The sequence below is a fragment of the Pseudomonas sp. 21615526 genome, assembly GCF_013386245.1.
Lineage (GTDB): Bacteria > Pseudomonadota > Gammaproteobacteria > Pseudomonadales > Pseudomonadaceae > Aquipseudomonas.
On sequence record NZ_JACAOM010000020.1, the window covers coordinates 69,542 to 91,857 of the forward strand.

The 22,316-nt window shown below is 61.6% G+C and carries 22 protein-coding genes; 13 read left to right on the forward strand and 9 right to left on the reverse strand.

Features of this window, described 5'->3' with window-relative positions:
- The 4 genes from hutU to HX786_RS08225 all read left to right on the forward strand — a co-directional run.
- On the forward strand, window positions 1-690 hold a 690-nt coding region (gene hutU / locus HX786_RS31860), incomplete at its 5' end, for a urocanate hydratase (RefSeq protein WP_256735214.1).
- Window positions 691-790: 100 nt separating this feature from the next.
- Window positions 791-1,513: an ABC transporter permease gene (locus HX786_RS08215; RefSeq protein ID WP_003220032.1), complete on the forward strand. Its 723-nt coding sequence runs from the start codon at window positions 791-793 to the stop codon at window positions 1,511-1,513.
- A 16-nt stretch (window positions 1,514-1,529) separates the two neighbouring features.
- Window positions 1,530-2,267, forward strand: coding sequence for an ABC transporter permease (locus HX786_RS08220; protein WP_003220033.1), 738 nt, complete (start codon window positions 1,530-1,532; stop codon window positions 2,265-2,267).
- Between the two features lie 17 nt (window positions 2,268-2,284).
- Entirely contained in the window at window positions 2,285-3,076 is a 792-nt protein-coding gene (locus tag HX786_RS08225; protein WP_003220035.1) for an ABC transporter ATP-binding protein, read from the forward strand.
- A 273-nt stretch (window positions 3,077-3,349) separates the two neighbouring features.
- Here HX786_RS08225 and HX786_RS08230 read toward each other — a convergent pair whose 3' ends face one another.
- The 3 genes from HX786_RS08230 to hutH all read right to left on the reverse strand — a co-directional run bounded on the left by HX786_RS08230 (window position 3,350) and on the right by hutH (window position 6,612).
- Entirely contained in the window at window positions 3,350-4,114 is a 765-nt protein-coding gene (locus HX786_RS08230; RefSeq protein ID WP_003212408.1) for a transporter substrate-binding domain-containing protein, read from the reverse strand.
- 354 nt (window positions 4,115-4,468) lie between these two features.
- Window positions 4,469-4,978, reverse strand: a complete 510-nt coding sequence (locus HX786_RS08235; protein ID WP_178911926.1) for a prolyl-tRNA synthetase associated domain-containing protein — start codon at window positions 4,976-4,978, stop codon at window positions 4,469-4,471.
- 92 nt (window positions 4,979-5,070) lie between these two features.
- On the reverse strand, window positions 5,071-6,612 hold the full coding sequence (hutH, locus tag HX786_RS08240) for a histidine ammonia-lyase (protein ID WP_023658981.1): 1,542 nt from the start codon (window positions 6,610-6,612) through the stop codon (window positions 5,071-5,073).
- A 136-nt stretch (window positions 6,613-6,748) separates the two neighbouring features.
- Between hutH and HX786_RS08245 the strand changes: the two genes are divergently transcribed.
- The 3 genes from HX786_RS08245 (at window position 6,749) to HX786_RS08255 (ending at window position 10,801) form a co-directional block, all read left to right on the forward strand.
- On the forward strand, window positions 6,749-7,687 hold the full coding sequence (locus tag HX786_RS08245; RefSeq protein WP_003212414.1) for a LysR substrate-binding domain-containing protein: 939 nt from the start codon (window positions 6,749-6,751) through the stop codon (window positions 7,685-7,687).
- 117 nt (window positions 7,688-7,804) lie between these two features.
- Entirely contained in the window at window positions 7,805-9,844 is a 2,040-nt protein-coding gene (locus HX786_RS08250; protein WP_003212416.1) for an NADPH-dependent 2,4-dienoyl-CoA reductase, read from the forward strand.
- Between the two features lie 57 nt (window positions 9,845-9,901).
- Window positions 9,902-10,801 (forward strand): 1-aminocyclopropane-1-carboxylate deaminase/D-cysteine desulfhydrase, encoded by a 900-nt coding sequence (locus HX786_RS08255; protein WP_087694657.1) that lies wholly within the window; start codon window positions 9,902-9,904, stop codon window positions 10,799-10,801.
- Between the two features lie 117 nt (window positions 10,802-10,918).
- On the opposite strand, the gene HX786_RS08260 is transcribed toward HX786_RS08255, so the two are convergent.
- The 3 genes from HX786_RS08260 to HX786_RS08270 all read right to left on the reverse strand — a co-directional run bounded on the left by HX786_RS08260 (window position 10,919) and on the right by HX786_RS08270 (window position 13,567).
- Window positions 10,919-11,479 carry a cytochrome b gene (locus HX786_RS08260; RefSeq protein ID WP_087694658.1) on the reverse strand — a complete coding sequence of 187 codons (561 nt, stop codon included), beginning with the start codon at window positions 11,477-11,479 and terminating at the stop codon, window positions 10,919-10,921.
- Between the two features lie 123 nt (window positions 11,480-11,602).
- Window positions 11,603-12,430, reverse strand: coding sequence for a phosphonoacetaldehyde hydrolase (gene phnX / locus HX786_RS08265; protein ID WP_003212423.1), 828 nt, complete (start codon window positions 12,428-12,430; stop codon window positions 11,603-11,605).
- 27 nt (window positions 12,431-12,457) lie between these two features.
- Window positions 12,458-13,567, reverse strand: coding sequence for a 2-aminoethylphosphonate--pyruvate transaminase (locus HX786_RS08270; protein WP_134327002.1), 1,110 nt, complete (start codon window positions 13,565-13,567; stop codon window positions 12,458-12,460).
- A gap of 112 nt (window positions 13,568-13,679) precedes the next feature.
- Here HX786_RS08270 and HX786_RS08275 point away from each other — a divergent pair, with 112 nt between their 5' ends.
- Window positions 13,680-14,537, forward strand: a complete 858-nt coding sequence (locus HX786_RS08275) for a LysR substrate-binding domain-containing protein (RefSeq protein ID WP_178911927.1) — start codon at window positions 13,680-13,682, stop codon at window positions 14,535-14,537.
- A 125-nt stretch (window positions 14,538-14,662) separates the two neighbouring features.
- On the opposite strand, the gene HX786_RS08280 is transcribed toward HX786_RS08275, so the two are convergent.
- On the reverse strand, window positions 14,663-15,535 hold the full coding sequence (locus tag HX786_RS08280; protein ID WP_003212428.1) for a LysR substrate-binding domain-containing protein: 873 nt from the start codon (window positions 15,533-15,535) through the stop codon (window positions 14,663-14,665).
- 266 nt (window positions 15,536-15,801) lie between these two features.
- Here HX786_RS08280 and HX786_RS08285 point away from each other — a divergent pair, with 266 nt between their 5' ends.
- Window positions 15,802-17,115: an MFS transporter gene (locus tag HX786_RS08285; RefSeq protein WP_008431477.1), complete on the forward strand. Its 1,314-nt coding sequence runs from the start codon at window positions 15,802-15,804 to the stop codon at window positions 17,113-17,115.
- A gap of 109 nt (window positions 17,116-17,224) precedes the next feature.
- Window positions 17,225-17,932 carry a YebC/PmpR family DNA-binding transcriptional regulator gene (locus HX786_RS08290; protein ID WP_102369528.1) on the forward strand — a complete coding sequence of 236 codons (708 nt, stop codon included), beginning with the start codon at window positions 17,225-17,227 and terminating at the stop codon, window positions 17,930-17,932.
- Window positions 17,933-18,055: 123 nt separating this feature from the next.
- Here HX786_RS08290 and HX786_RS08295 read toward each other — a convergent pair whose 3' ends face one another.
- Together HX786_RS08295 and zapE are read right to left on the reverse strand one after the other, a co-directional pair.
- Window positions 18,056-19,378 carry a leucine-rich repeat-containing protein kinase family protein gene (locus HX786_RS08295; protein WP_178911928.1) on the reverse strand — a complete coding sequence of 441 codons (1,323 nt, stop codon included), beginning with the start codon at window positions 19,376-19,378 and terminating at the stop codon, window positions 18,056-18,058.
- A gap of 10 nt (window positions 19,379-19,388) precedes the next feature.
- A complete protein-coding gene (gene zapE / locus HX786_RS08300) occupies window positions 19,389-20,504 on the reverse strand; it encodes a cell division protein ZapE (RefSeq protein WP_177037125.1) in 1,116 nt (371 codons plus the stop codon).
- Window positions 20,505-20,733: 229 nt separating this feature from the next.
- On the opposite strand from zapE, the gene HX786_RS08305 reads away from it, so the two are divergent.
- Genes HX786_RS08305 through HX786_RS08315 form a run of 3 tightly spaced genes read left to right on the forward strand, consistent with a single transcriptional unit; the run spans window position 20,734 to window position 22,316 of the window.
- The gene (locus tag HX786_RS08305; RefSeq protein ID WP_177056027.1) at window positions 20,734-21,225 is read left to right on the forward strand and encodes a spore coat U domain-containing protein; all 492 of its coding nucleotides are present in this window, start codon (window positions 20,734-20,736) and stop codon (window positions 21,223-21,225) included.
- Complete coding sequence (locus HX786_RS08310) at window positions 21,219-21,761, forward strand: spore coat protein U domain-containing protein (RefSeq protein ID WP_003212440.1); 543 nt, start codon at window positions 21,219-21,221, stop codon at window positions 21,759-21,761. Before HX786_RS08305 ends, HX786_RS08310 begins: the two co-directional genes overlap by 7 nt.
- 18 nt (window positions 21,762-21,779) lie before the next feature.
- On the forward strand, window positions 21,780-22,316 hold the full coding sequence (locus tag HX786_RS08315; RefSeq protein WP_032898768.1) for a spore coat protein U domain-containing protein: 537 nt from the start codon (window positions 21,780-21,782) through the stop codon (window positions 22,314-22,316).

The window sequence follows — 22,316 nt, forward strand, 5'->3', positions numbered from 1 at the left end:
CGTCAGATGGCGCAAGAAGTGGGCGTGGAAAACGCCTTCGACTTCCCGGGTTTCGTCCCGGCCTACATCCGTCCGCTGTTCTGCCGTGGCATCGGCCCGTTCCGTTGGGCTGCGCTGTCGGGCGACCCGCAAGACATCTACAAGACCGACGCCAAAGTCAAAGAGCTGATCCCGGACGACGCGCACCTGCACAACTGGCTGGACATGGCCCGCGAGCGCATCAGCTTCCAGGGCCTGCCGGCGCGTATCTGCTGGGTTGGCCTGGGCCAGCGCGCCAAGCTCGGCCTGGCATTCAACGAAATGGTGCGCAGCGGCGAGCTGTCGGCACCCATCGTGATCGGCCGCGACCACCTGGACTCCGGCTCGGTGGCCAGCCCCAACCGTGAAACCGAATCGATGCAGGACGGTTCCGACGCCGTGTCCGACTGGCCACTGCTCAACGCCTTGCTCAACACCGCCAGCGGCGCGACCTGGGTTTCGTTGCACCACGGCGGCGGCGTCGGCATGGGCTTCTCCCAGCACTCGGGCATGGTGATTGTCTGCGACGGTACCGACGAAGCCGCCGAGCGTATCGCGCGCGTGCTGCACAACGACCCGGCGACCGGCGTGATGCGTCATGCGGATGCGGGCTACCAGATCGCGATTGATTGCGCCAAGGAGCAGGGTTTGAACCTGCCGATGGTCAAGTAAACCAGGCAGGCAGTTGCACCCTTTGCTTCATGGACGTCGGGCAGGTTGAGACGGATTTCAAGGTTCCGGTGCTTTATGTGTTTTCGGTAGGAGTGACTTGATGAGTCTCATGCAGATGCTCAGTTTTGGCGACACGGGTTGGGGGATGGCCTTGCTCAAGGCCGCCCTCATGACCGTGTTGTTGACCCTTGCGGCGCTGGTGGTCGGTGCGCTGGTCGGCAGCCTGGTGGCCATGGCCAAGCTTTCCAAAAAGCGTGCCTTGCGATACCTGGGGGATGCCTATTCCATCCTGTTCCGGGGGATTCCGGAGCTGTTGGTGATCTACCTGTTCTATTTCGGCGGTGCCAGTGTGGTGACGGCCGTCAATCACTGGTTTGGCGGTGAAGGCTATGTCGATGTCCCGCCGTTCATGGTGGGGGCCATCGCCGTCGGATTGATCTCGGCGTCGTATCAGGCTGAGGTCTATCGCGGTGCCTTTATCGCGGTGGCCAAGGGTGAGCTTGAGGCAGCACTGGCGATCGGCATGAACCGCGCAACGCGGATTCGCCGGGTGCTGATCCCGCAGATCTGGCGGTACGCGCTGCCTGGCCTGGGCAACGTCTGGCAAATGAGCCTGAAAGACTCCGCGCTGATTTCGGTGATTGGCCTGGTGGAACTGATGCGCGCCAGCCAGGTGGCGGCGGGTTCCACGCGCCAGTACTTCACGTTCTACATCGTCGGCGGCGTGTGCTACCTGATTCTGACCGGGCTTTCGGGCCGTCTTTTCAATATTGCCGAAGCGCGCGTACAGCGTACGCAGCGGCGCAATCCTGCACAGTCGTGAGAAGGGACCGTTTGCCATGATCGATTTCGCCTTTCTTGCCGACACCATGCTCAAGTTGCTGGGTGCCTTGCCCATCACCCTGGCCTTGTTTTTTTCGTCCCTGACCCTGGGGTTGCTGCTGTCGCTGGGCGTGGTGTCCATGCGCGTCAGCCGTTGGCCATTCCTCAGCTACCCGGCGCGTTTCTACATCATGCTGTTTCGCGGCACGCCGCTGATGATCCAGATGTTCCTGATCTATTACGGCCTGGGGCAGTTCCCGGCGATTCGCGACAGCTTCCTGTGGGTGGTGTTGAGGTCGCCTTATGGCTGCGCCGTGGTCTCCCTGGCGCTGTGCACCGCCGGCTACACCGCTGAAATCATTCGCGGTGGCCTGCTGAGCGTGCCTCAAGGGCAGATCGAAGCGGGGCAGGCGGTAGGCATGGGGCGTTGGACCCTGCTGTGGCGAGTGATCGGCCCGGTCACCTTGCGCCAGGCGCTTCCGGCCTATTCCACCGAGGCCATCTTGCTGGTCAAGTCCACCGCGCTGGCCAGCCTGGTCACCGTGTGGGACGTCACCGGCGTGGCGCAACAAATCATCCAGCGTACCTACCGCACCATGGAAGTGTTCATTTGTGCGGCGTTGATCTATCTGATCCTGAACTTCCTGGTGGTGCGTGTGGTGGCCTGGATTGAACATCGTCTGTCGCCCCATCTGCGTGAGCGGCCGAAAGACGTGCCGGTCAAGCAAACCCCCGAACCTATTTCTCATTCCTGATTGCAGCGGAGCTTGTCATGAGTACTCAGATTCAGAGCGCCCTTACGGTTAACAACATTCACAAGGCTTTCGGTTCGGCACAGGTTCTCAAGGGGATTTCGCTGGAGGCTCACAAAGGTGACGTGATTTCCATCCTCGGTGCCAGCGGTTCGGGCAAGAGCACTTTCCTGCGTTGTATCAACCTGCTGGAAACCCCGGACGAGGGCAGTATTGTGCTCGACGGCGAAACCATCGAGCTCAAGCGCCAGCGCAACGGTCGGTTGTTGCCTGGCAGCACGCGGCAGGTGGAGACCATGCGCAGCAAGCTGGGCATGGTGTTCCAGAGTTTTAACCTGTGGTCGCATATGACGGTTTTGCAAAATGTCATCGAGGGGCCGATGCGGGTGCTCAAGCGTTCGAAGGCCGAGTGTGTGGAGGAAGCTGAGCAACTGCTGCACAAGGTGGGGCTTTATGATCGCCGTGATTATTACCCGGCGCATTTGTCGGGTGGGCAGCAGCAGCGGGTGGCGATTGCCCGGGCGTTGGCGATGAACCCGCAAGTAATGTTGTTTGATGAGCCGACGTCGGCGCTGGACCCGGAGTTGGTGGGGGAGGTGTTGCGGGTGATGCGGTCGCTGGCCGAGGAAGGGCGGACCATGTTGGTGGTGACCCATGAGATGGGGTTTGCGCGGCATGTGTCCAATCGGGTGGTGTTTATGGCCAATGGGTTGATTGATGCCCAGGGCACCCCGGCGGAGTTGTTTGAGGGGTTGCCGACTGAGCGGTTTCGGCAGTTTGTATCGAGTCATACGCAGCGTAGTGCGGAGTAGTGGAGTGTTAAAAGCAAAGGCAAGATCCAGAGCGAAGGCAGAGCTGCTTTTCTGTAGGAGCTGGCTTGCCGGCGATGCAGACACCTCGGTGTATCAGGTACACCCAGTTGATGCCATCGCCGGCAAGCCAGCTCCTACAGTGGACCGTGCCCGCTTTTGATTTTTGCTTGTGCCTTTGCTTCACAACACTCAAGCCGGCCGGNNTGTAAGAGCGGAACCAATACAAGCCATCACCCAAATAACGGATATGCCCCCACCCCAACCAGGAACGCCTCAGGACTTAGGCGTCAAATCCACCTTGAACCATTTTTCGCTGAGTTTCTTAACAGTCCCATCAGCAATCGCTTCTTTCAAAGCCGCATCAAACTTGGCCTTCAACTCCGGATCGCTCTTGCGAAAACCCAGGCCCTCGCCATCACCCCAGATAGGGCCCTTGATCTGCGGCCCGGTATACGCCAGCCCCTTGTTCTCAGGCTTGGACATGATCGAATCAAGGAACGTAACGTCATCAAAAATCGCGTCAATACGGCCCGATTGCAGATCAAGAATCGCATCGGCCGACGTGTTGTACTCACGAATCGTTGCCACGTCCTTGAAGTTCTCATCAATGAACTTGGTGTAAATGATGCCTGAAGCGATCCCGATGGTTTTACCCTTCAGCGCCTGACGCAACGGCTCGATCGCATCGTGAATCGCCTTCGGATCAGCACTCAGCGTAATCGCATTCGCCGCCCCGGTTTTACCCGGCAGCAACGCCGCATCCTGCGCGACAAAGTTGGCCGGCGTCTGCGCGTAGGGAATCGAAAAATCCATGACCTGCTTACGGTCGTCAGTGATAACGATCGCATCCATCAACACATCAAACTTCCCTGCGTTGAGACTGGCAATCATGCCATCCCAGTTCTGCACGGTGATCTTGCACTGCAGCTTCATCTTGGCGCACAGGTAGTCCATCAGCTCAGGCTCGAAACCACTGATCTTCCCGCCTGGCAATGTCAGGTTCCAGGGCTCGTACGCGCCCTCGGTCGCGATGTTCACGGACGTCCAGTCCTTTGCCTGCAGTCCGGAAGCACTTGCCATCACTAGGGTCGCTACAGCAACAGAGCCTAACCAATTCGATTTTTTAGCGGTCATTTCTATTTCCTACCAATGTTTTGATGTGGGCTTAGGACTTTTTTCTCGAACGCATACAGGTTTGGGGACTGGCCGATTCGCTCTCCAGTCTGCACATGACTCCACATGTACATACATGTCATTGCAAAATATTTGCCAGCTTTTAAAAATAAATAACCTGTTGATTTTCAAGGAAATTAAACATGGTTAGAAAATGTGCGCGGTTTTTTCGCCCTGTTTTGGGTCGATAGGTAGCGTTTTGCACCCACCCGTGCGCTGTCAGGTGTCAGGCGTGGGGGCAGGGTTCGCGGTGAGTATTGGCGTGAATCCCAGGTGCTCAAGCAGTCGCGCCATATCGCGGACTGCGATCGACAGGGTCGCGGTATTCACCAGCGGATGGCAGAGAATCCTGTCGCCGTTCCACACCTCTTCGGCGATCACAACCTGGGTGGCGCGCTGCACGTCATTGCACAACCCCAGCAATGACACCGCTCCCGGCTCCACGCCCAGGGTTTCCATCAGGCGGCGCGGCGAGGCGAATCTCACGCCCTTGAGGCCGAGGGTTTGCGAGAGTGTACGCAGGTCCAGGCGCTGCTCGCTCTTGAGCACCACCAGGGTGGGATTCAAGCCTTTGGCATCGCACAGGAAGATGTTCTTGACCGCCTGCCCGCTGATTCCGATGTCCAGTTTGTCGGCTTCTTCGCAGGTGCGCACGGCGCTGTGTTCCACGTATTCATAGGCAATGGAGCAGGTGTCGAGCAGGTGTAGAACGTCTTTGGGTTGAAGCATTGGCAAGGTCCCCGGGTATCGCTTTGTCTGCGCCAAAAATGGCAAAGGCCCGCCGTCCGAAAAGGAGGGCAGGCCGTTTGACGGCGTGGTTGTCAGTTCAGGTGATGGGCCACCAGGTCGTTGATTTTCCCGCTGCGCACCTGGTCAATCACACTGGCCATGTCAGCGTAAAACGCGCGGTCGTTATCCGCCACCGGCACTTCACTGCGCACCAGGTCATAGACCGCCTTGGTCGCGGTCGATGCCTTGTTCACATCGTGGAAATCCAGGGCCTGGCACGCGACCAGCACTTCGATGGCCACCACCGACTGGAGTTTTTGCGAGACTTTGTAGGCCTTGATCACCGCGTTGTAGGCCAGGCTGACCGGGTCTTCCTGGTTGCCGCAGGTCGAGACGCTGTCGATCGACGACGGCATCGACAGGGTTTTCATCTCGGCGTACAGCCCGGCGGCGGTGTACTGGACGATCATGTAACCGCTGTTCAGGCCCGGGTTGCGCACCAGGAAGGCCGGCATTTCGCTGAAGTGCGAGTTGATCATGCGGTCGGTCCGGCGCTCGGAAATTTTCGCCAGGTTGGTCAGCGCCACACACAGTGTGTCGGCTGCAATCCCGATGTAGGTGCCGTCGAAGTTGGCGCCGGAAATCGCGATACCGTCACCGTCGTCCAGCGGGAAAATCACCGGGTTGTCGCCCGAAGAATTGATTTCGCGCTCGATGGTTTCCCGCGCGTAGTTGATGAACTGCCGGGAAGCACCATGCACTTGGGGGATGGCACGCAGGCTGTAGACGTCCTGCAGGCGGTAATCGATGTTGTCTGCGATGAGCTGGCTGTCGTGCAGGATAGCCTTGATGTTGGCGGCGGTTGCGGCCTGTGCGGGGTGAGCCTTGATCGAGTGGTAGCGCGGGTCGAACGCGCGGATGGTGCCCTTGAGCGCCTCCAGCGACATGGCCGCCGCCACGTCCGCCAGGTCCGCAGCCTGCATGGCGTTGTACAGCGCCAGTGTGGCGATGGCGGTCACCGACGTGGTGCCGTTCAACATCGCCAGGCCTTCCTTGCACTGCAGGTCGGTCGGTTGCAGGCCGACCTGTTGCAGGGCGGTTGCGCCATCCACCAGTGCACCGCCCTTGACGCTGGCGCGGCCTTCGCCGAGCAGCACCAGGGCCAGGTGGCCTTCTACCGCGAGGTAACCCACCGAGCCTTCGCCCGGCGCAAAGGGCACCACGTCGTGGTTGAGCAGGCCGGCGATCAGTTCCAGCAGTTCCAGGCGCACCCCGGAGTAGCCTTTGCCCAGGCTGATCAACACCATCAACTGGATCGCCCGCACCTGTTCACGCACCAGCGGTTCGCCGACGGAAACAGCGTGGGAACGCACGATGTTGACTTGCAGTTCCTTGGCGTTTTCCGGCGAGATCACATGCCGCACGTTGTCGCCAAAACCGGTGGTCACGCCGTACACCAAACGGTTTTCATCGAGGAATCGCTCGATCAACCCACGGGACTTTTTAACCCGGTTCTTGTAACTGTCGGCAAACGAAACAGTGGCCGAATAGCGGGCGATCGCCACGAACTCTTCGATGCTGGGTTCTCTGTCGCCTAACACGACATGGGTAATTTGTTCAGGCAGGGTTTTCATCAGCGACTCCAGCAGGGCGTAACGCAATGGGGTGGGAAGTGGTTTCACTCTACGGGTTGCACTAGCTGAAGAAAATATGAGGTTTTCTGTTATTTTTAGTAGAAAATCTAAACTGCTGAAGTCGCGAGATTCCCCCATGAGCCGTTTACCGCCGTTGCGCGCGTTGCAAGTGTTTGAAGTGGTGGGCCACTGCGCCGGTATGTCCCAGGCGGCGATTCGCCTGGGGATCTCGGTGGGCGCTGTCAGCCAGCAAATGAAACTGCTCGAAGATGCCCTGGGCATGAAGCTGACGCTCAAGGACGGCCAGCGCCTGCGCTTGAACAGCGTCGGCGAACGCCTGCACGCCCGCTGCACCGCGGCGTTCGAAGAACTCAGGCTGGCGGTGGCCGAGGCCGAGCGGGCGAAGAATCCCAACAACCTGTATATCAGTTGCCTGCCTTCGCTGATGACCAAATGGCTGTCGCCGCTGATCGACGAGTGGGGGCAGGACGAAACCGACCTGGACATCTACCTCGACAGCACCCTCGATGATGCATCGGGGGAGGAAAGTGCCGACTTTCGCATCGGTTATGGCGAGCACCCCGAGCATGCCGGGCATAGCGTGCCGCTGTTCCGCGATTGTGTGGTGCCCACTTGTTCACCGCAGTTGCTGGAACGGGTTGCGTGCGCGCGGGACTTGCTCGATTACCGCCTGATCGGCATCGACTCGCGGCCCAAATTCGATTCGCCGCCTTCGTGGACCCAATGGTTCAGCGAGCTGGAAGGGCAAACCGGCCAGCCCATCGTGATCCGCCGCAATTACTCATCATCGATTACCGCGATCCAGGCGGCCATCGACCGGCAAGGCATCGTGCTGGCGCAGTTCTCAATGATCGCCGGGGACCTGCGCGCCGGTCGGCTGGTGATTCCCTGGCGGTTCGCCGTGCCGCTGGCGGCGCCGTACTACCTGAGTTGGCACCCCAATACCCTGCACAAACAGCAGTGCCGTGGGTTTCAACGCTGGATGATTGGGCAGGGGCAGAAACAGGAGAAAATTACCGCTGCCATGCTTTCTGCTGCGCACTTTGATCATTAAGTTGTCACTTACGGTCATTGAGCGCCAGCCGGCGGACTCTTAGTCTGTGGGACATAAACCGATGGAGTGCCATTCGAGCGCTCCACGTCCCGTGATGATCCGTTGTGGAGCTGTACCATGACCGCTGCTGCCTACCCGCACTTGCTGGCCCCGTTGGACCTGGGTTTTACCACCCTGCGCAACCGTACCCTGATGGGCTCGATGCACACCGGCCTTGAAGAGAAACCCGGTGGCTTCGAGCGCATGGCGGCCTATTTTGCCGAACGTGCCCGTGGCGGCGTGGGCCTGATGGTCACCGGCGGCATTGGCCCCAACGATGAAGGCGGGGTGTATGGCGGTGCGGCCAAGCTGACCACCGACGAAGAAGCGCAGAAGCACAAGATCGTCACCCGGGCGGTGCACGAGGCGGGCGGCAAGATCTGCATGCAGATCCTCCACGCCGGGCGTTATGCCTACAGCCCGAAGCAGGTGGCACCGAGCGCAATCCAGGCGCCGATCAACCCGTTCAAGCCCAAAGAGCTGGACGAAGAAGGCATCGAAAAACAGATCAATGATTTCGTCACCTGCTCGGTGCTGGCCCAGGTCGCCGAGTACGACGGCGTGGAAATCATGGGTTCGGAAGGCTACTTCATCAACCAGTTCCTCGCCGCCCACACCAACCACCGCACCGACCGTTGGGGTGGCAGCTACGAAAACCGCATGCGCCTGCCGGTGGAAATCGTGCGCCGGGTGCGCGAAGCCGTAGGCCCGAATTTCATCATCATCTTCCGCCTGTCGATGCTCGACCTGGTGGAAGGCGGCAGCACCTGGGAAGAGATCGTGCAGTTGGCCAAGGCCATCGAGCAGGCCGGTGCAACCATCATCAACACCGGCATCGGCTGGCACGAAGCGCGGATCCCGACCATCGCCACCAAGGTGCCGCGTGGCGCGTTCAGCAAGGTCACCGCGAAGTTGCGCGGTGCGGTGCAGATTCCATTGATCACCACCAACCGGATCAACACCCCGGAAATCGCCGAGCAGATTTTGGCCGAAGGCGATGCCGACATGGTCTCGATGGCTCGCCCATTCCTCGCCGACCCGGACTTCGTCAACAAGGCTGCCGAAGGCCGCGCCGATGAGATCAACACCTGCATCGGCTGCAACCAGGCCTGCCTGGACCACACCTTCGGCGGCAAGCTGACCACCTGCCTGGTCAACCCGCGTGCGTGCTACGAGACCGAGCTCAACTACCTGCCGGTCAAGCAGATCAAGAAAATCGCCGTGGTCGGTGCCGGTCCTGCGGGCCTGGCGGCCGCCACCGTCGCCGCCGAGCGTGGGCATCAGGTGACGCTGTTCGATTCGGCCAGCGAGATCGGCGGCCAGTTCAACATCGCCAAGCGTGTGCCGGGCAAGGAAGAGTTCTTCGAGACCCTGCGCTACTTCAAGCGCAAGTTGCAGACCACTCACGTCGAACTGTGCCTGAACACCCGGGTCGACGTTGAGCAGCTTGTTGCGGGCGGTTATGACGAGATCATCCTCGCGACCGGCATCGCGCCGCGTATTCCGGCGATTCCCGGTGTGGAAAACGCCAAGGTATTAAGCTACCTCGACGTGATCCTGGAGCGTAAGCCGGTGGGCCATCGCGTGGCGGTGATCGGTGCCGGCGGTATCGGTTTTGACGTCTCGGAATTCCTCGTGCACCAGGGCGTGTCCACCAGCCTGGACCGCGAGGCGTTCTGGAAAGAGTGGGGCATCGACACCCACCTGGAAGCCCGCGGCGGTGTGGCCGGGATCAAGCCCGAGCGCCATGCGCCGGCGCGTGAAGTGTTCCTGTTGCAGCGCAAGACCTCCAAGGTCGGTGACGGCCTGGGCAAGACCACCGGCTGGATCCACCGCACCGGCTTGAAGAACAAGCAGGTGCAGATGCTCAACAGCGTCGAGTACCTGAAGATCGACGATGAGGGCCTGCACATCCGCATCGGCGCCGAGGGTGAACCGAAGGTGCTGGCGGTGGACAACATCGTGATCTGCGCCGGGCAGGACCCGCTGCGGGAATTGCAGGATGGCCTGGTGGCGGCCGGGCAGAACGTGCACCTGATCGGCGGCGCGGACGTGGCGGCCGAGCTGGATGCCAAGCGCGCCATCAACCAGGGTTCGCGCCTGGCGGCCGAGCTGTAAGCACGTAAAAGGGGCGGTGGTAGACTACCGCCCCTTTTCTTGTGCAGAACCGCCCTCATGGGTCCTTTCGACTGGCTTCCCCACGCGCCCCTTGAACCCCTGAAGCTGGACTGGATGGGGCCGGTGGAAGTCGCCGTACTGCGCCTGGATCGCATCGACCCGCTGATCAGCGGCAACAAGTGGTTCAAGCTCACCGAGCACCTGGCGCAAGGCCGGGCGGCGGGCGCCAGGGGGATCATCAGCCTGGGCGGCGCTTACTCCAATCACCTGCATGCACTGGCGGCGGCCGGGAAACGCTTCGGCTTTCCTACCGTTGGCTTGCTGCGTGGCCATCCACAAGACACGCCCACGGTGCTCGACCTCAAGGCCTTCGGCATGCAACTGCATTGGCTGGGGTATGGCGGCTATCGCGCGCGCAACGAGCCGGACTTCTGGCTGCCCTGGCGCGAGCAGTATCCGCACCTGCACCCGGTACCTGAAGGCGGCGGGGGCCTGGCGGGCGCGTTGGGTTGCGGGGTTTTGGTGAATCAGGCGCAGGCGCAATTAAACGGCCTGGGCTGGACGGACTATCACGGTTGGTGGCTGGCGGCAGGCACCGGTACTACATTGGCGGGATTGGTGCTGGCGGAGGCGGGCGCGCATCCGGTATATGGCGCCCTGGCGGTGCCCGACGACCACGGGGTGGCGCAACAGGTGCAGGCGCTTGTGCAGCAGGGTTATGAATTGCTGGAGGCCAGCCGGGGCGGCTTTGCCAAGGTTGATCCGGAGTTGCTGGCCTTTATCGACGCTACCGAGCAAGCCTGTGGCCTGGCGCTGGAGCCGCTGTATACCGGCAAAGCGTTATTGGCGTTGAAACAACAGATTGAAGCCGGGAGATTTTCCCCCGGCACCCGCCTGATCTTCGTCCACACCGGTGGCCTGCAGGGCCGCCGGGGTTTCCCTGTTGCACCCGGTTAATGTAGGAGCTGGCTTGCCTGCGATGCAGACACCGCGGTGTATCAGTGGCACCGAGGTGATGCTACCGCAGGCAAGCCAGCTCCCCCACAAGCCAGCTGCCACATTCAATCCGTGGGCTTACTGAAGGTTCCCTCTCTTGCCGGGCATCATTCTCAATGCAGTGTTGTCTCGCAGCACATAGTGATGGGCCAATCCGGCCAACGCATGCAGCCCGATCAGCCAGTAGCCGATCTTGCCGAACAGCACGTGCCAGTTTTCAATTTCCTTGGCCAACGCTTTGTTCTCGGCAATCAGCGGCGGCAACTCGATGCCGTAGAACATCACCGAATGCCCCTCGGCGCTGACGATCAGCCAGCCGGCGATGGGCATGCCGATCATCAAGGCGTACAGCGCCATGTGCATCAGGGTGGCGAGGAGGGTTTGCCATTGCGGCGGGGCAGGGACGATCTTCGGTGCAACGCCCAGGCTGCGGGCGAACAACCGTAGCCACACCAGCACAAACACCGTCAGGCCGAACATGAAGTGCATTTCCACGATCAACGTACGTGCGCCGCTGCCTTTGGGAAACTGCCCGCGTAACTCAATGCAGGCGTAGACCACCGCCAGCAGCACCACCATCAGCCAGTGCAACGCAATCGACATGGTGCTGTAACGCGTATCGGAATTTTTCCAGGGCATCGCTTTCTTCCTCACTCATCAGGGCAAACCTCCGTTCTTTCGCGACGGAGTCCTTTCAATGTAAGCCTGTTTTACGAGGTTTGCCCGTGAGAGGAGGGTGTATAGGCGATCTTTTGATCTCGATCAGTTGCCCTGCGGCATTTCACCCCGTGCCAGGCGCTGGTTGATGTCGGCGATCACCGCAGGCAGGTCGGTGATGGTGTCGATCATGTAGTGTGGGCGCGAGCCTTCGAACATGGCCTGGATACGCGTGCGTTCGCTGGCGAGTGTGCCGGCGTCGAGGGCGCGGAACTGCTCGTAGGTCAGGCCCAGGGCGTTGCCCGAGCAGGTCAGCGCCACGGTCCACATCCCGGCGCGACGGCCTTCGAGGATGCCCGGCACGGTGTCGTCGATCTTCACGCAGGCCGCTACGTCATCGATCCCGAGGGCGATCACGTTGGCCAGGGCCTGGGCCGGCCATGGTCGGCCGTTGGGTACTTCGTCGGTGGCGACCACGTGGTCGGCGATATAGCCATTGGTGGCAGCCAGTTCGACCACCTTGTCCATCACCTGCTTGGGGTAGCCGGAGCACGAACCGATCTTGATCCCTTGCTGGCGCAGGTTGGCGATAGTGTCCAGGGCACCGGGGATCAATGCCGAGTGCTCGGCGATCTTCTCGATCTGCAGCGGCATGAAGCGCTGGTAGATGGCGGTCACATCATCGTCAGTCGGTGTGCGGCCGAAGGCTTTGCGGTAACGCTCGGCCACCTGCGGCTGGTCGCACAGGGTGCGGATGTGGTCCCACTTGCCCATGCCCATCGGGCCACGGGCTTCCTCGATGGAGACCTGCACGTCGAACTCGGCGAAGGCTTCGACAAAAATCTGCGTGGGCGCGAACGAGCCGAAATCGACCACGGTGCCGGCCCAGTCGAGGATCGCGGCCTGAAGCTGGGTTGGGTTTGCGTAGTTCATGGTTCAGATCCTGTGAGTAGTGGGCAGTCAGATGTCGAGCACGTTCATTTCTTGCAGCACCTCGGCTACCGCCGCGACCGCGGCTTGCATCTCGGCCTGGTTCACATGGCCGATGCAGCCTACGCGGAAGGTTTCCACCTGGGTCAATTTGCCGGGATAAAGGATGAAGCCCTTGGCCTTGACCCGTTCGTAGAACTCCTTGAACTGGTAGCGCGGATCTTTCGGCGCGTGGAAGGTAACGATGATCGGCGCCTGGATCGCGGCGGGCAGGAAGCTGCGCAGGCCCAGTTCGGCCATGCCGTCCAGCAATGCCTGGCAGTTGTCGGCGTAGCGCTGGTGCCGGGCGGGCAGGCCGCCTTCTTCGTTGTATTGCAGCAGCGCTTCGTGCAGCGCCGCCACCACGTGGGTCGGCGGTGTGAAGCGCCATTGGCCGGTCTTGGCCATGTAGCTGTGCTGGTCGAAAAGGTCCATCGCCAGGGAGTGGCAGTTGCCTTGGGCTGCAGCCAGCGCCTGCTTTTCAGCGAACACAAAACCCATCCCCGGTACGCCTTCCAGGCACTTGCCGGAGGCGGCGATCAGCGCGTCGAACGGCACCTCGCGGGCGTCGATCGGCAGCGCGCCGAAGGAGCTCATGGCGTCGATAATCAGGCGCTTGCCGTGGCGGGCGATGACCTGGGCGATCTCGGGCAACGGGTTGAGAATCCCGGTGCTGGTTTCGCAATGGATCAGTGCGACGTGGGTGATGCCCCTGTCGGCGTGCAACAGGCGGTCGACGTCGGCGGCGGTGGTGGGTTCGTCCTCGGCAGTTTCAAAGGTACTGAACTCGCGGCCGAGCACTTCGCAAATCTTCGCCAGGCGCTTGCCGTAGGCGCCGTTGATCAGCACCAGCACCTTGCCGTCCCGTGGCACGAGGGTGCCGATGGCCGCTTCCACGGCAAAGGTGCCGCTGCCTTGCAATGGCACGCAATGGTGGCTGGCGGTGCCGTTGACGATCACCAGCAGTTGCTCGCAAAGACTGGCGGTCAGTTGATTGAAGCGGTCATCCCATGAACCCCAGTCGACCATCATGGCCTGGCGGGTGCGGGCCGAGGTGGTCAAGGGCCCCGGGGTCAGCAGGATCGGCGCGGCAGTGCTCATTCGTGTGTCCTCGCAAAACATTGGGATGAAGTTACGGCGCCTAAATTGCAGTTTGGCTTGTCATCAATCAAATTGTTTGTTGTTATGCGAGCTATCAGTGAGGCCGATAGCTATGAACCTGTTTCAACTGCGTGCGTTTGATTCGGTGGCCCGCGAGGGCAGTTTTACCCGGGCGGCCGAGCGCCTGTTTATCAGCCAGCCGGCGGTGACCGGGCATATCAAGGCGCTGGAGGAGCACTACCAGATCGCGCTGCTGCGGCGTACCGCGCGGCGGGTGGAGTTGACCGAGGAGGGCACCAAACTCGCGGCGATCACCCGTGCGATCTTCGGCCTGGTGGAAGAGGCGCAGACGTTGCTGGAGGCCAACCGGCAATTACTTACCGGGCGCCTGGAAGTGGCGGCGGATGGGCCGCACATGGTCATGCCGATGCTGGCCAGCCTACGGCAGCGGTATCCGGGGATTACTGTCAATTTGCGCCTGGGCAATGCGCAGGAAACCCTCGCGGCGCTGTTGTCGGAGCGCGCCGATGTGGCGGTGTTGACCGAGGTGGAGCCGCGCAAGGGCCTGCACTTGCAGCCGTTAATCGAGTCACGGATTTGCGCGTTGGTGCCGGCCGGCCATCCGTGGCTGGCGGAGCCTGCGGGGATTCGGCTGGAGCAATTGGATCAGGTGATCATGGTGTTGCGTGAACCCAGCTCGATTACGCGGCGGACCTTTGACGATGCCTGCGCCCAGGCCGGCGTGCAGCCCCGGGTGTTGCTGGAACTGGACAGCCGTGAGGCGGTGACGGAAGCGGTGGCGGCCGAGTTGGGGGTTGGGGTGGTGTCGTCGATGGAAGTCAGCCGGGATCCGCGGGTGCACGCGATTCCGATCCAGGGCGAGGGGCTGGTGAACCGGCATGTGATCGGGTGCATGGAGCGGCGCCGGGAGTTGCGGTTGATTCAGGCGTTTTTCGAGTTGGCGCCTTAGAGGGTGTTGGCTTGAGATCTAGTTGGCCCCTTCGCGAGCAAGCCCGCTCCCACATTCGACCGCGTTCCATCGGTAGAACTCGGTCAACTGTGGGAGCGGGCTTGCTCGCGAAGGGGCCCTCAACTTCACCGCAAACTTTCCCGCACAATCTCCAGAAACGTCGCCACCACCCGCCGCGAACTCTGCTCCTTCAAGCACACCAGTGTTTCCTTCATCCGCTGCGTACAGTCACGGATCGGCATCGCATACACCCGCGAATCTGCGCCAAACTCCGCAGCCGACACCACGCCCACGCCAATCCCCACCACCACCGCCTCCCGCGCGGCTTCGCGGCCTTCCACCTGGATCGCCGGGCGAATGCGCAGCCCGGCCTGGTGCATTTCCTGCTCCAGGGTCTGGCGGGTCACCGAGCCGATTTCCCGCAACACCAGCGGCGTATCGTCCAGGTCCGCCAGGCAGATCGACTCGCGGCCCGCCCACGGGTGGTTGCGGGCGACAAACGCGAGCAATTGGTCATCGGGCAGCGGCAGTGACAGCAGCCGCTCGTCGTCCACATCGCGCCCCAGCAGCGCGAGGTCGGCCTGGTAGTTGTACAGGCGAAACAGTGATTCATCGGTGTTGCCGGTTTCGATCTTCACGCTGATGCCCGGGTACAACTGGCAGAAGCGCGCAATCTGCGGCAGCACATGCACCGGGGCGTCCACCGCGAGTGTCAGGGTGCCGGTTTGCAAGGCGCGGGAATCCTGCAACAGCTCTTCGGCTTCCGCCGCGACGGCAAACAGACGCTGGGTGATGCTCAACAGGCGCTCGCCGAGGTCGGTCAAGCGCACCGAACGTTTGTTGCGATGAAACAGCAGCACGCCGAAACGTTCCTCAAGCTTGCGCACCTGATCGGAAATGGCCGGCTGGCTGAGGAACAAGCGTTCGGCGGCGTGGGTAAAACTGCCGTGTACGGCCACCGCATGGAAGGCTTTGAGTTGCGCGTGAGACACCGACATCGCGAATCCTCTTACAAGCTCAGCTTATATTTGAAATACGATAAATCGATTTTACCTATTAGTCAGCCATTGCTTTGATAGCCCCAGTCGCCGTAGGTCGAGTCCTACACCTTCGGCGGCCATGGGTCTTCTGCGTGCTCACCAGCGGGACTCATCTGACCAATACCGCGCCCCTCCAAGCGCCGGTACTGCAGTGCTCAACAATAAAAATACAGGCGTTTGCTTTTCATTCTGCCGGCACACTCACACCTGAGGTCAGAACCACCATGAATACTCCCTTGAGTCACATCAAGCGTTGGCGCGTGCAGATTTTCGCCATCACCTGGCTGGCGTACGCGGCCTTCTATTTCACCCGCAAGGCTTTTTCGGTGGCCAAGCTGGGGATCGTCGACGACCCGAGTTTCCCGCTGGACAAGATGATGATGGCCAACCTGGATGGCATCTACCTGGCGGCCTACGCCGTTGGCCAATTCACCTGGGGCATGCTCGCCGACCGTTTCGGGCCGCGTGTGGTGGTACTCGGCGGGTTGCTGATTTCAGCCGCCGCCGCCCTGGTGATGGGCACGTTTGCCACGTTACCGATCTTTGTCACGTGCATGTTGATCCAGGGCCTGGCCCAGTCCACCGGCTGGTCCGGGCTGTGCAAGAACCTTGGCAGTTTCTTCCCGGCGCAGCAGCGTGGCCGGGTGCTGGGTTTATGGAGCTCGTGCTACGCCTTTGGTGGCCTGGTGGCGTCGCCGTTTGCCGGATGGTGGGCGTATACGCTGATCGGCACCTGGCATGCGGCATTTATCTCCAGTGCGGCTGTGGTCTTCGTGGTCGCGGTGCTGTTTTTCATTTTCCAGCGCAACACGCCACAGGATGTGGGGTTACCGGCAGTGGAGCCGGAACCGGAACAGACTGCCGCCGAGAAGAACGCCAGTGTGCTGGAGCCGCTGCGGGCCATCTTGCGCAACCGTACTGTGTTGACCCTGGGGCTGGCGTACTTCCTGTTGAAACCGGCGCGTTACGCGATCCTGTTGTGGGGGCCGGTGATTGTGTATGAGCAGATGCCGTCGGTGGGCAAGGTCGGCGCGGCGATTGTGCCGACGGCGTTCGAGCTGGCGGGGTTGCTGGGGCCGATCATGATCGGCATGGCGTCCGACAAACTGTTCGGCGCCCGGCGCATGCCGGCCTGTGTCCTCAGCCTGCTGGCACTGACCGTGGCCCTGGCGTTGTTCATGGGCGCCTTGCACACCGGCAGTGTGGCGCTGGTGATGGCGCTGCTGTTTGTGATGGGCCTGACCCTGTACGGGCCGGACTCGATGATCAGCAGCACCGCCGCCATCGACTTCGGCACCGCCAAGGCCGGCGCGACGGCGGCGGGGTTCGTCAACGGCTGCGGTTCGGTGGGTGCAGTCCTGGGCGGCTTGTTGCCGGGCTACTTCGACACCGTCACGGTGTTTATCGTGTTTGCCGGCGCCGCGTTGTTTTCCTCGCTGGTGTTGATGCCCTACTGGAACGCCAGGCCGGCGGTGCTGGCGCAGGTGGGCGACTTCGTGCCCGACCGTGAGCGCGCCATCAATCCCTTGCGGACCTGAGGGGCATGGCCGGTTTTTTGGTGGATTAGAGTGTTTCAGCGCTATAAACTCTGCCCCCAAAGCGCCGGCCAGTAGACGTTTCGGCGCGATGGACAGAAGAGAGTGAGTCATGGGCGCACAGTGGAAAGTCAAACATAAAGAAGCGGCATCCAATGCCAAGGGCAAGATCTTCGGCAAGCTGGTGAAAGAGATCACCATTGCCGCCCGCAACGGTGCCGACACTGCTACCAACGCACATTTGCGCCTGGTGGTGGAGCAGGCCAAAAAGGCCTCGATGCCCAAGGAAACCCTGGAACGCGCGATCAAGAAAGGCGCCGGTCTGCTCGGTGAGACCGTGCAATACCACCGCGTAACCTACGAAGGTTTTGCCCCGCACCAGGTGCCGCTGATCGTTGAATGCGTGACCGACAACATCAACCGCACCGTGGCGGAAATCCGCGTGGCGTTCCGCAAGGGCCAACTTGGCGCTTCCGGCTCCGTGGCCTGGGACTTCAACCATGTGGGCCTGATCGAAGCCTCGCCGGACAGCCCGGAAGCCGATCCGGAAATGGCCGCGATTGAGGCCGGTGCCCAGGATTTCGAGGCAGGCGAAGAAGAGGGCACGACCTTGTTCATCACCGAGACCACTGACCTGGACGCCGTGCAGAAAGCCTTGCCGGAGCAGGGTTTCACCGTGCTGTCGGCCAAGCTCGGCTACATCGCGAAGAACCCGGTGAGCGGTTTGAGCGATGAGCAGATGGCTGAAGTCGAAGCCTTCCTGGAAGGCCTGGACAACCATGATGACGTGCAGGACATGTTCGTCGGGTTGGCGGGTTAATTCTGATTTGATGTGAACCCGGTCCAAATGTGGGAGCGGGCTTGCTCGCGAATACGATGTACCAGCCAAGTATCTATTGACTGACACACCGCATTCGCGAGCAAGCCCGCTCCCACATTGGGTTTAGTGGAGTTTGGAAGACTGCAACAAGCTTGTGATTTCCTCGAACCCAGGCCGGGCCAACACATCCGGCTGGCAGCAGTTGTCCCGCAAGGTTTCCAGCGCCACGCGCTTTTCCTCGCTCAACCCCGCATCAATCCTTTCCAGCAATTCTCCCAGCAACACCCCGAACGCCCTGACTTCGATGCGCTGCAACGCGCGGGTTTCCTGGCTGTCGACCGTGGCGTGAAACGACGCTGCACCAAAGTCCCCAAGCAGACATTCACCGGCTTCATTCCACAGAATGTTGTGGCCGTACAGATCACCGTGGGTGATGCCTTGCGCGTGCAGGTGCGCCGCCACCGAGGCGATGCCCCGGGCCATGCGCAGCGCAACGTCTGCGCTGAAACGGGTGCCGGGCTCGTAGATATCCCGGGTGCACGACGCCAGGCTCGGCAGCGCCGCAAGGTTGCGGTAGCTCGGTTCGATCAGTTGCATCACCAGCGCCGCCTGGCCTTCCGGGTGGTCGACGACACGGCCTTCTACCTTGATCAGGTTGGCATGCAGTCCGGCGGCGATGCAGGCGTGCATTTCGTGCAGGGGCGAGCCGTCACTGGTAATGCTGCCTTTATAGAGTTTGACCGCGACCGCCTTGACCGGCCCGTTTGACGGGGCCCAGTACGCTTTGCGGATGATTCCGGAAGCGCCTTCACCCAGCACTTCGCTCAATTCCAGCTCGGACCAGGGAATATTCGGCGTCGCGTCATGGCGGGCCTCTTCCACGGCCATCTCTACCGGATTACCGGCGTAGGCCAGCCAGGTCAGGCTCGGCAAGGCCAGCAACCAGTCCGGCAGGCGGGTCATGCGGTTGGAGGCGATGCGGATCAGTTCGAGGTTTTTGCACTGGGCGAGGCTTTGCGGCAACTGCTCCAGGTGGTTACCGGCCAGCATCAGTTTTTGCAGCAAAGGCCGTTCACCCAGTTCGTCCGGCAATTGGCTGATGTGGTTATCGGTGAGGATCAGCCAGCGCAGCAAGGGTGGCAGCGACGTCGCCGGGACACTGCTGATCTGGTTCGACTTGAAGCCGATCATGCTCAACTGCGCGCACTGGCCCAGGCATTGCGGCAGTTCGGTAAAGGCGTTTTCCGAACAGAACAGCACGCGCAAATGGGGCAGGCGGTGCAGGTCATCCGGCAGGCTGCTCAGGGCATTGCCGGTCAGGTTGAGGATTTCCAGGGAGTCGGCCAGGTCGAAGATTTCCCGGGGGAACTCGGTCAGCCCACAGCGCAGGTCCAGGCGTTTGATACCGGCCAGTTGGCCGGCCTTGAGTTGGGCAAGGGTATCCATGAACGGCGCGTCACTCGGCAATAGGGGCGTGAATGGCGCTCATGATAGCGGGTTGCGGCCCGATCTTCTGCAACTGCCCCAGGCGGCTGGCGGTGCGCGCCAAATCGATGGCCTGGCCGCTCAGGGATTGCTCCAGCGGCTGCTCGCCGATCAGCACCAATTGCTTGTCCTGGTCGTAGAGCACGTCCACCAGGTTGATGAACCGTTGCTGGGCGGCAATCGGACAGTCCGCCAGGTGCGGCAGGCCGTCGATGATCCAGCGTTCATAGTCGCGGCACAGCTGCAGGTAGTCCATGACGGCGGTCGGTTGTTCGCACAGGTCGCTGAAGGTGAAGGCAATGCTGCGGTCCTGGTGCCAGCGGGCAGTCAATTGCCGGGCTCCGACGGTCAGGCTGACCGGGGCCTGATCCGCTGACGGCAGGCCCAGGGCTTGGCGTTGCGCGGCAGTCCCCGGCCACACGAACTGGCCAGCGCTGAACCGCTGATCGCCATGGGCCTGGGCCAGGCTGCGAAAATCCTGGGGGGCGCTGACTTCCATGACGTCCATGCGCGCGCTGATCAGCTCGATCACCGGCTTGAACCGCTGATGGTACAAGGGGTTCGGCAGCAACCCGGCGGGCGGATAATTGGAGGTTACCAGCACCCAGACTCCGCGCCGGAACAGGGCCTTGAACAGGCGGCTGATCAGCATCGCATCGCCGATATCATGTACGTGAAACTCGTCGAAGCACAGCACGCGGCAGCCATCGAGCAACTCATCCAGGGTCACGGCCAATGCATCGCGCTGCTGGCGATGGGCAAACATTCCCTGGTGCAGACGGGCGAAAAAGTCGTGGAAGTGCACGCGCTGTTTCTCGGCAATCGGCAACGCCTGGAAAAAGCCGTCCAGCAACCAGCTCTTGCCCCGGCCGACGGCGCCGTGCAGGTACAGGCTGCGGGTAGGGCGCCCGGCCAGCAGATGGTCGGTTTGCCGGGACATGGTCTCGATCACCTGTTGCTGGCTTGGACTGAGGGTATAGCCCTGTTGCCGGGCCTTGCCCTGGAAGAATGCGCTGATACCGGGGGCGGCGGTGGTCGCCGCGGTTTTACCCAGCAACCGTTTGAGCAGGGGCGGTAAAGCAGCCAATGTCAGTCACTCTGTGTTTCGGTGGTCGCTCACTTTAGAGCGCCGGTCGCGGTTTGACCAATAGAGAAGCACGGCGCGAGCTATCTGGAAAAGGCATGGGTCAATGGATCCAAAACACCGACCTGACTGGCGGATTCCCTTCAAGTGACTAACCTCATACACAGCAGTCACCCCTGTATAAGGATTTGGGGCAGTGAAGGGACACGCAGTCTTGGCAATCATGAGCGCGATGCTCTGCAACACGGTTTATGGTGCACAGCTCCAGGTTGAGGTGCGTATCGACGTGCAGCGGGGGTGCCAGTTGGTCGGCACCACGCGTGAAGCAGGGATCGAGCAGCTCGGCGTACTGGACTTCGGCAGCGGCTCCCGGCTGGATGACCCGGCAGGCCCGTTGAGTGCAGCCTTGATCAGCCAGCGCCAGCCACGCCTGGAGTGCAACCCGGATACGCCTTATCAGATGCGTGTCGACGGCGGCCTGCATGGCGGCGTCGGCGAAGTACGTTACCTGGGCGCCGCCGCTCCTTCGATCAAACCCATCCCCTACCGAATTTATGCCGACGCCGCACGCCGCATCCCCTTGGCCGTGGACGTACCGTTGAGCGGCCGCGTGCCCGATTCCGGCACGGTGGACTTGCCACTTTATGGACGCATCGAGCCGCTCAAGGAAATACCGGCCGTGGGGCGTTATTCCGACCTGCTCAAAGTGACGGTGACATGGTAAGCCGCGCCCTGGCCTGCATCGCGCTGGGCGGCCTGTTGCTGCTGGCCGAGGACGCCCAGGCGGCGGTGGCCGGGCAGATTCATGCACGGCTGGTGATTACCGCCAGTTGCCAGGTGAGCAAAGGCACCGACAGCGCGCCGGTGAGCCCGGATGGCGGCTCGGCCTTGCTGGATTTCGGCAGCCACGGACCCACTTGGGACAAGGGCCTGGGTGCCGGCATCAGTGATGGCGACAAGGCCGCGCTCGCTGTGTCCTGCAACCCGTCGGTGGTGAGCAGTTTCACCGTGACCATCGACGGCGGCGCCCATGGCGACGGCATCACCCGGCGCTTGAGCAATGGCCGGCAAACCATACCGTATCGGCTGTCGGCCGATCCTGCGGGCCGAAGCACCTACAGCATCGGCCAGCAACGCAATTTCGTCGTGACCAAGGGCGCACAGGTACCGATCCCGGTATTCGGCTCGGTGGTGGCGAATACCAGGGCCCTACCGGCCGGCATCTACACAGACACCCTGACGGTGACTCTGGATTGGTAATTCATGAGGATGGACATCATGCATGCACTTGTATCTAAAGCAGTTCTCCCATTGGTCGCACTGGCCTGGGTATCGGGTGCCCAGGCGGCCACGACGGTCACCGGGCAGATCAGCTCCACGCTGATCCTGACCAACAGTTGCCTGGTCAACGGCGTGGGCGGCACCACCGGTTTGAACTTCGGTACGATCAATTTCGGTACCACCAACAGCCAGTTCACCACGCAGTCCGGCCAGGTGCTGGGTGGCGGTGGAGGCGCGTTGTCGATCCAGTGTTCCTCGGGCACCTCGCCGGTGATCACCGTGGGCGCGGGCTCCCATGACGGCCAGTCCACGGGCGGCACCCGGGCGCTGTACGACGGCGTGGCCAACTATGTGCCGTATGACTTCTACACCGACACCGGGCATTCGACGCTCCTGGCGATCAACGGAACCATCAACGTAGGCGCGAGCACGGGCGTTGCGCAAACCGTGAACATCTACGGCCAGGCCGTGGGCAAGGCAGGTTTGCCGGCGGGTACCTACACCGACACGGTGTCGGTGCAACTGACGTTCTAG